The 7,592-nt window shown below is 34.1% G+C and carries 5 protein-coding genes; 1 reads left to right on the forward strand and 4 read right to left on the reverse strand.

What is annotated here, in order from left to right:
* Positions 1-186: 186 nt before the first annotated feature.
* On the reverse strand, positions 187-1,284 hold the full coding sequence (locus ACFINZ_RS03335) for a D-alanyl-D-alanine carboxypeptidase family protein (RefSeq protein WP_375701171.1): 1,098 nt from the start codon (positions 1,282-1,284) through the stop codon (positions 187-189).
* 692 nt (positions 1,285-1,976) lie between these two features.
* The gene (locus ACFINZ_RS03340; protein ID WP_273790137.1) at positions 1,977-2,783 is read right to left on the reverse strand and encodes a 1-acyl-sn-glycerol-3-phosphate acyltransferase; all 807 of its coding nucleotides are present in this window, start codon (positions 2,781-2,783) and stop codon (positions 1,977-1,979) included.
* Between the two features lie 129 nt (positions 2,784-2,912).
* Between ACFINZ_RS03340 and thiD the strand changes: the two genes are divergently transcribed.
* The gene (gene thiD / locus ACFINZ_RS03345; protein ID WP_375617415.1) at positions 2,913-3,767 is read left to right on the forward strand and encodes a bifunctional hydroxymethylpyrimidine kinase/phosphomethylpyrimidine kinase; all 855 of its coding nucleotides are present in this window, start codon (positions 2,913-2,915) and stop codon (positions 3,765-3,767) included.
* A gap of 1,898 nt (positions 3,768-5,665) precedes the next feature.
* On the opposite strand, the gene ACFINZ_RS03350 is transcribed toward thiD, so the two are convergent.
* Positions 5,666-6,142 carry a GNAT family N-acetyltransferase gene (locus ACFINZ_RS03350; RefSeq protein WP_375633918.1) on the reverse strand — a complete coding sequence of 159 codons (477 nt, stop codon included), beginning with the start codon at positions 6,140-6,142 and terminating at the stop codon, positions 5,666-5,668.
* Positions 6,143-6,896: 754 nt separating this feature from the next.
* Positions 6,897-7,424: a helix-turn-helix domain-containing protein gene (locus ACFINZ_RS03355; RefSeq protein WP_375636438.1), complete on the reverse strand. Its 528-nt coding sequence runs from the start codon at positions 7,422-7,424 to the stop codon at positions 6,897-6,899.
* Positions 7,425-7,592: the final 168 nt, after the last annotated feature.

Below are 7,592 nucleotides of genomic sequence, written 5' to 3' on the forward strand. Positions count from 1 at the left end.
TTTTATTCCTTGTTTTAATTATTTTATCTACATGTTCATCCACCTTGTGGCGCGCAAGAGACTGGTTTTATTGATTCAACAAATACAGATTTGAAATGAGAGAATCTTACAATACTTGTGGTTTTGACATAAGGTACAAAATAATTAATTATCATTATAAATCAAAGTATTATAATTAATTGTAGATTATGATTTATGGCTTTTTATAGAATGGTTTGCGTGCCTTTTATACGGAATATAGGGTTTTCTTAGTGGTTTTACTGTCATTTTAGGTGTTTGTGGCGTACGAATGAGGTGTACTGATAAAGGATGAGAAAAAGAAGGTGGAGCAGTGATAAAAGGTGAGGTGAGAATAATATTTCCTTGATCATTATATGATTTTGCATGCATTTTTATGGCTTCAGGTGTGCATGTTTGTTGTCTCATATTGTTGGCTTTTGTTATGTTGCTCCCATAAGGTTTTAATGTTGCTAGTGTTAATTGGGGGTTTCCTTGGTGCAAAAATCCTATTTCAAGAAGTTGTGCAGCTTTTTCTTCTCTTTCACTTATGTTGTTAGCACCTAGAATGACAGCAATAATTGTACGTTTATTGCGGGTGGCTGAGGCAACAAGATTAAAACCAGAGGCACAAATAAAGCCTGTTTTCATACCGTCTATCCCATAAAAACGGCCAATGAGGTTGTTTGAGTTATGTTGGATTTTTCGATTATTACCAAAATCAATGGCTGGAATAGAAAAATAATGAGCATATTGTGGAAATTCTCTACGTATTTGAACGGCTAAAAGAGCAATATCGCGTGCCGTGGAATAGTTTTGAGGATCTGGTAAACCACTTGCGTTCGCAAAATGGGTGCCAAACATGCCTAAACGTTTAGCTTCGCTATTCATTTTATGTACAAAATCTTTCTGTGAACCCGCAACAGCTTCACTCATGGCAATGGCTAAATCATTGGTAGATTTAACCATGGTGATACTTAAGGCTGTATCAAGTGTGAGTACAGAACCAGCTTTATAGCCTGAACGATATGAGGGAGCTTTTGCGGCGTATTCGCTGATGGTGATATGTTTGTTTGGTGAAACTTCTCCTCGGCTCATGGCACGAAAAATAACATAAGCGGTCATTAATTTTGTCAAGGAAGCAGGATACCAACGCTCAAAAGCTTGATTATGTTTTAAGATACGCCTCGTTGTAACATCAACAGAAATAAAAGGCTGCGCTAAAGCAACAGCGCTGGATAAACTCAAAATCACAGAAAAAAATAAATTATAGAAGAGACGTTGCATTAATTTAAATCTAGTTCCCTCTTATTCGTTATTTAGAATTGTTTTAATGTAGCACACAAAGCTTTTAAGTCTAGGATAGGGAGGAAAGATGGTTAATTGCTGTATCCGTTGTGTCTGTGGGATAAAAACCAACACTCATTTTTATTTTCCCCTTGAATTTGGTTTGATGACTTAAGTATCTCAAGAAATACTTTTTAAATAATGAAGATTGTACAAGATTTCATGTTCTTGGAGGGATTGAATTTCTCAGAAAGGAATGAATCTGTATAATCATGCATTTTTCTTGCTCTCCTGTTAGGATAGCCCTTGGCACTTGAGACGGTTCGTAAAAAGCATTTTAATCTTTTCTTGTATCGTTTTATTCACACAGATATCCCCGCTTGTAATGTGTAAGAAAATGATTCTAATTGATTCAACCTAGAATAGATTTGAAATGAGAGAATCTTACGGTATTCAGGGTTCTCATTCAAGTTGAATAACGCTAAAACATCCTTATAAGTCAATGAGATGTATGTTATTTAAATGATTTTAAAGAGAGGAAGAATTCTTTTTCAAAAAAATTTACACATTGATTATTTCTTATCATGTACATGTGTTTTATAATTTTGAATTAGAAAGTTTGAAGTATCTTTCTTATATTTTTGTTCCCTATACTCCGCTCAATATACAAAGTTATGCATTATTCTTATCAATTAGTGCATTGTTTCATGATGATTTAGTTTTTGAAGTTTCTGAACAGCGTATGGTGGCATAGGAGGAGGGGTAGGATCTTGAGCTGCTAAGAGAAGCAGTTCATCACACGCTTTTTCAGTTTTTTGGACAAGTTGATCTAGAAAATCACGTTTGCTTAAACCCGCTTCTATCGGGGGAAGAATACGGACACGAATTGTTCCGGGATAGCGGCGAAAATTATTGCGTGGCCAATATAAACCCGCATTGTGTGCAATAGGGACAACTTGAAGTCCTAATTCATTATAGAGCGCGACAATTCCTGACTTATAATCTGGTTCTTGACCGGGTTGTCGGCGTGTTCCTTCGGGAAAAATCAAGATTTGGCGCCCTTGTTTTACTTTCTCTTTTGCTTTTTGTATAATCATTTTTAAAGCTTTGATGGGTGTTGTGCGGTTAATGGGGATAATTTGCGTTTTTGCCATATACCAGCCAAACAATGGAATCCACATCAATTCACGTTTTAAAATGAGAGTGGGATCATCAAAATAAGGAACAAGACTGAAAGTTTCCCAAGCTGATTGATGCTTTGGAGCAATGATATAGGGGCCTTTGGGAAGATTTTCTAAACCTTCAATCTCATAACTTGTGCCTGCGATGTATTTTTGCAAAAAGAGTGTAACGCGTGCCCATGTTTTAGGGACAATCCATGCCTTTTTGCGGGGCATTAAAAAATAAACGGGAGCGTAAAGAATCATTTGTATGAAAGTTGTTGTATAAAAAGCGAACGTAAAAAGAATAGAACGAAGGATAAGCACTACATTTTCCATTTTATATCTATAAGAAGACTTCATATATAATATAATTCACATGAGAAAACATCTTCTTTATGTTTTCTCAAGCATCTATTTTTTCGGTAACTCATTTTCCGATATTTAAAAACAGAAGGAAAGAGGTTAATGGAATTACAAAAAGATAAACTTTTTATTCCACGGATTTTATCTATTGCGGGAACAGATCCTTCTGGTGGCGCTGGAATGCAGGCGGATTTGAAGGTTTTTTCAGCTATGAAAACTTATGGTATGAGTGTGGTTACAGCTGTTGTTGCACAAAATACTCAGGGTGTGCGTTCTTTTCAGGCATTAGATGCTTCTTTTGTTGCAGATCAAATTGATTCTGTTTTTGAGGATATCCATGTTGATGCCGTTAAAATTGGTATGGTTGCAAATGCTCAGATTGCACAGGTTATTGCAGAACGTCTTGCTTATCATAAAGTGCGTTTCATTGTTTTTGATCCGGTTATGGTTGCAAAAAGTGGTGATGTTCTTTTAAAGTCTGATGCAATTGAAATTATGCGTGATGTTCTTGTGCCGATGTCAACTTTGATCACGCCAAATTTGCCTGAAGCTGCACTGTTATTGGGGGGTGAAGTGCAATGGTCTTTAGAGACTATGTATCAATATGCTCCACGACTCTTGGCGCTAGGGTGTCATGCAGTTTTGTTAAAAGGGGGACATTTGAATACGCTTACCAAAAATAGCACAGAAAATTACGATTGTTCTAGTCCAGACCTTTATTGTGATTGTGAAAACCTTTTTATACTTGAAGCTTCTCGTCTTTCAACTACTCATGATCATGGGACAGGGTGTACCATTTCTGCTGCCATTGCAGCTCTGTTACCTACTCAACCTTTGGATTGCGCTGTTAAACAAGCAAAAGATTATTTGCATGGCGCTTTAACTGCTTCAGATGCTTTAAAAGTAGGGAAAGGGCGAGGGCCGCTTCATCATTTTTATGCATTATGGAAAGATTAATACAACGATTGATTGTGAAAAATCTTCACTCTATGAATTTGTTTCGTCATTATATGATGTTTTGGACTTATGACTGATAAGTGTTAGCGCATTGTAGCTTAACAGTTATTTTGTATTAAGAAGGATAAGAAAAAATGTTATAATTTGCTTCTTTTATATATTTTTTACGATTAATCTATCCTGTTTCAGAGGCAATTTTGAGTATAAAAAAGAGAGCAAGGAATTGTAAAATCAGGATTTGATAGCAAAAAGAGTAGAGGGAAAGACCTTTTACAAGGCGATATTAAAGCTGGCGGATCCTGCTATATTCGCTGTTTCTTATATTGGTGGCAAAACAGGGTGAGCCAAAATCGTCATCAAAATTATTATATATCTAACATTTACATAGTTTTTGTCAGCATGGATAGGGTTTTCTAAATAGAAATTGATACTTCCTGATGGAATTATTAATGATCTTTCAGGTGATGTGGTAAATTTTTTTCGGATATTACAACGTCATTATCCTTTTTTATGGAACTGCTTTATAGAATTATTGGCGTTTCAGATGAGTAGCTATGAGGAGTTTCAACATTTAATACAGCAAGATCTAGAAACTTTTACGAATTTAGAGCGGATTTTAAGGTTTTTATATTTATAGTGATTCAGTTTTAGCGAGAAGGTAGTCGATTGCACAATCGGAGTTTCAATAGACCTGTAGCGTATGGTTTAATCTTTTCAAAATTGAATTTTTATTCTGTTGTTTAGCTGATGTTACCATTAAACATTTAAAATGGTCTGATTTTATTGTGCACTATGACGGTTTCAATACTTTATGTTACCTTATCTTGATTTGAAGTTATGTTCCTCATGTAAAATAGAATGCACTTAATATTGTTAATTCACATGTCTATTTTAAAGAGATTTCTCTCAAAGTGTGTCACATCCATTTTATAATAACGTTCGTGAATGGTCTAAAGCCTTTATGAAGTGTATAAAGCTATTATGCTTCCCATTTTTACGTTTTCAAGGTGAAAGGGGTACCTCCCTATACTATTTTAGCTCCCAATGTTGCGATAATCTTTGGTATTTCAGAGCGTTCAGAAGAAGAGTTTTTATTCCTTTCTTCAAGTGAATTTTATTGATGCCTCAATTTTTCCTGTTATGCGTGAGTAGATGATTGTGAGTGATTTTAATGTATAGAGATTTGAAATGAGATAATCCTATGATATTTGAGACGCTTGCTCAATATGAATAATGATAAATTATCTTTATAAATCAAGTTATTAATTTATTTTTGTGTTGAAGATTATTCTGGATAAGAATTTGTTCAAGAAAGAGGATTATCAAATGATGTGCCAGAAATCCCAAAAACTTAAGTTACTCTAAATAATAGGTGAAAACAGTTTATTTCGTTTGAAAATAATTACAATTAGCGTGAGGGATTTTTCATCATCAACTGTGACATAGAAAAAGAAACAATACACATAAAGGACCTTTAAATGATCTTTGAAAGATTTTTTAAGCTCCTTTGGTTATTTTATAAAGCGAAAATTTTTTCTATTAATTAACTAACAGACTAACCATCTAACAAATTATGATGCAACTGTCGTTTTAAATGTTTGCTTTCGAGCTCTTCATAAATATCAGTAACAGACAGTAGATTATCGATCATATAAAAAAATTACATTTGTTCAACTTAGATTTGTGATAGATATCTTTATTTAAGACAAAGTAAAAAATAAGAAAATTTGAGTGAGCCATTTGAAACAATTATGTTTATAAAACTGATTTTAGCTTTTCACTATCAGTATTAAAGGCGATTGGCCAAGCTTTCTTGGTTATATCGATTGCTTGATCATATTTGAGTTCTGCTGAAAATAATAAATTCTTTTAATTGATGAGCAAAAAAGAATTCAGAGCTAAACCACTATGTGTTTATTGGAATAAATTTTAAATTCACCAAAGTTTGTAAAGCCCAATTTTTTATAAATGCTAATTCCCTCGTGAGAGGCTTGCATACCAATAACATGATATCTCTTTCTTTTTAAATGCTCAATAGCAATTTTTGTCATGAATGTCCCAATACCTTTTTTCTGAAAATCTGGCTTGGTGACAATATCATACAATCCACCAATCCCATCCGCTTTAATACAAAAACATATTGCTATAGGATTGTTATTTATATAACCAACGAACATCTCTACATCAGAGTCTTTTTTATAACAACGCCCTATTGTTTCATAAAATATAACTGCTTCTTCATTAAAAGGCTCGAAGACTGATGCCATAACATTTCCATAATCTCTAAAATCTTGAAGTGATTCAACTTCCTTGATTTTGAAGCTATCTGGCATAGAAGTAACATGTGAGTCTATATCTTGCGCTAAAGCTGCCATTCCTACCTCTGTTTCAACATGCTCTAAGCCAATAGATAAGAGAACTTCATCAACTTTATAATGAGATGAATGAGGTCCAACCCACTAAACTAAAGGTAGTTTCTGCGCATTAAAGGAAGCGATTATAGATTTTGCCTGCTCTACAGGTATAGTTTCTTGTAAATTTTTAGAAGAGATAATATTGAATGTATCTGAAGCGAATGTTGAATTAATAGAAGACACGCCATTTGAAAAATCAACAACCTTCATTTTAGGGCACAATTTTGGTAAAAAACGTACTTTTGAACAAAAATTATTCATTGTAGTTTGACACTAGGTTTTATACTAAGTGGGAAAAGGTGGGATTAGGTAGGAATACGTGATAATTTGTTGTTTTTATGTATAAAATTTAGCATTAAATGCGCGTTTTGTCAAAATAGATTTTGACACCTAAAATTGTAAAAAAGAGCGAAAATCAGAAAAAAGTGCGTTTTCATGGTAAAAATGAGAGAAGGCTTTGAAAGGTCTTTGAAAACCCTGTGAAAAATTTTGAAAAGTCTGTGAAAGCCCAGAAAACCGCCTTTGAAGATCCTGTGAAAAAAATCAATCCAAAAGTTCAATTGACGTCAAAATCAGCCAAAAATAACCAAAAAAGCAAAAAAGATTTCCATATATAAGTGGAAATCTCTAAAAATTGAGTAAAAAGTATTGTTTATCAATAATTTATATAAATTTTTTAATGTAAAAAGATTTCCACTTTCATTTTAGAGAGGCATTAAGCCGTATTTTGTGTAGTTTCTAGATGTACTCTTTCAGCTTCTATTTGACGCTTTAAATGAATTTTAAGAAGAGGGAAAGTTGCTTCTACTTCTTCCGTGTCGTTGATGTCTTGAACAAGCTCTTGTAACTTTTTATAAAGCTCTGCCGCTAATTCCGCTATATCTTCAGGAGGGAGTTTTATTTTAGCATCGCGATAGGTTGTATAAGCTATGCGACCAAGCTTTTTCATGAGTCCAGCAGGAATGGTAGGCGGAGAGATATTGAAAGACCGAGCCATCATCATGTCTATAAACATTGCATCTTCACCGGTCAAAAGCCAATTCAGGTTTACTCCAAATTTTTCTTTATATGCTGATAAAACCGTTGCATCTGGAGTTCTATCACCGCGTTCGTAATTTCCAAGCCCTTGAATACTGATACCAATTTTAAGTGAAAATATATCACGAGATAAGCCCACAAGCTTTCTAACTTCTGTGAGTCGTTTTGCTAATGCAGTTTTGGGCTCATTTTTTTGTCGTCTCATATTACAAATGTTTACAAATGGGGTTGACTAATATCCCATTTGTAGATATACCTCATATTAGAGCCCGATACGAAGGGCGTTTATTATACATTTAACCCCACAAAAAACGGATGGTTTGAGCATCCGTTTGAAGCAGGAGCGAAAGTTATGACAACCACCCAAACATGC

Source organism: Bartonella sp. AA81SXKL (assembly GCF_042196945.1).
In the GTDB taxonomy this organism is placed as follows: Bacteria; Pseudomonadota; Alphaproteobacteria; order Rhizobiales; family Rhizobiaceae; genus Bartonella.

What these genes read in the sequence shown, in the direction of transcription:
- ACFINZ_RS03355 (WP_375636438.1), bottom strand. Translation starts at nt 7,424, where the DNA reads ATGAGACGACAAAAAAATGAGCCCAAAACTGCATTAGCAAAACGACTC.
- ACFINZ_RS03350 (WP_375633918.1), bottom strand. Translation starts at nt 6,142, where the DNA reads ATGGCAGCTTTAGCGCAAGATATAGACTCACATGTTACTTCTATGCCA.
- thiD (WP_375617415.1), top strand. Translation starts at nt 2,913, where the DNA reads ATGGAATTACAAAAAGATAAACTTTTTATTCCACGGATTTTATCTATT.
- ACFINZ_RS03335 (WP_375701171.1), bottom strand. Translation starts at nt 1,284, where the DNA reads ATGCAACGTCTCTTCTATAATTTATTTTTTTCTGTGATTTTGAGTTTA.
- ACFINZ_RS03340 (WP_273790137.1), bottom strand. Translation starts at nt 2,783, where the DNA reads ATGGAAAATGTAGTGCTTATCCTTCGTTCTATTCTTTTTACGTTCGCT.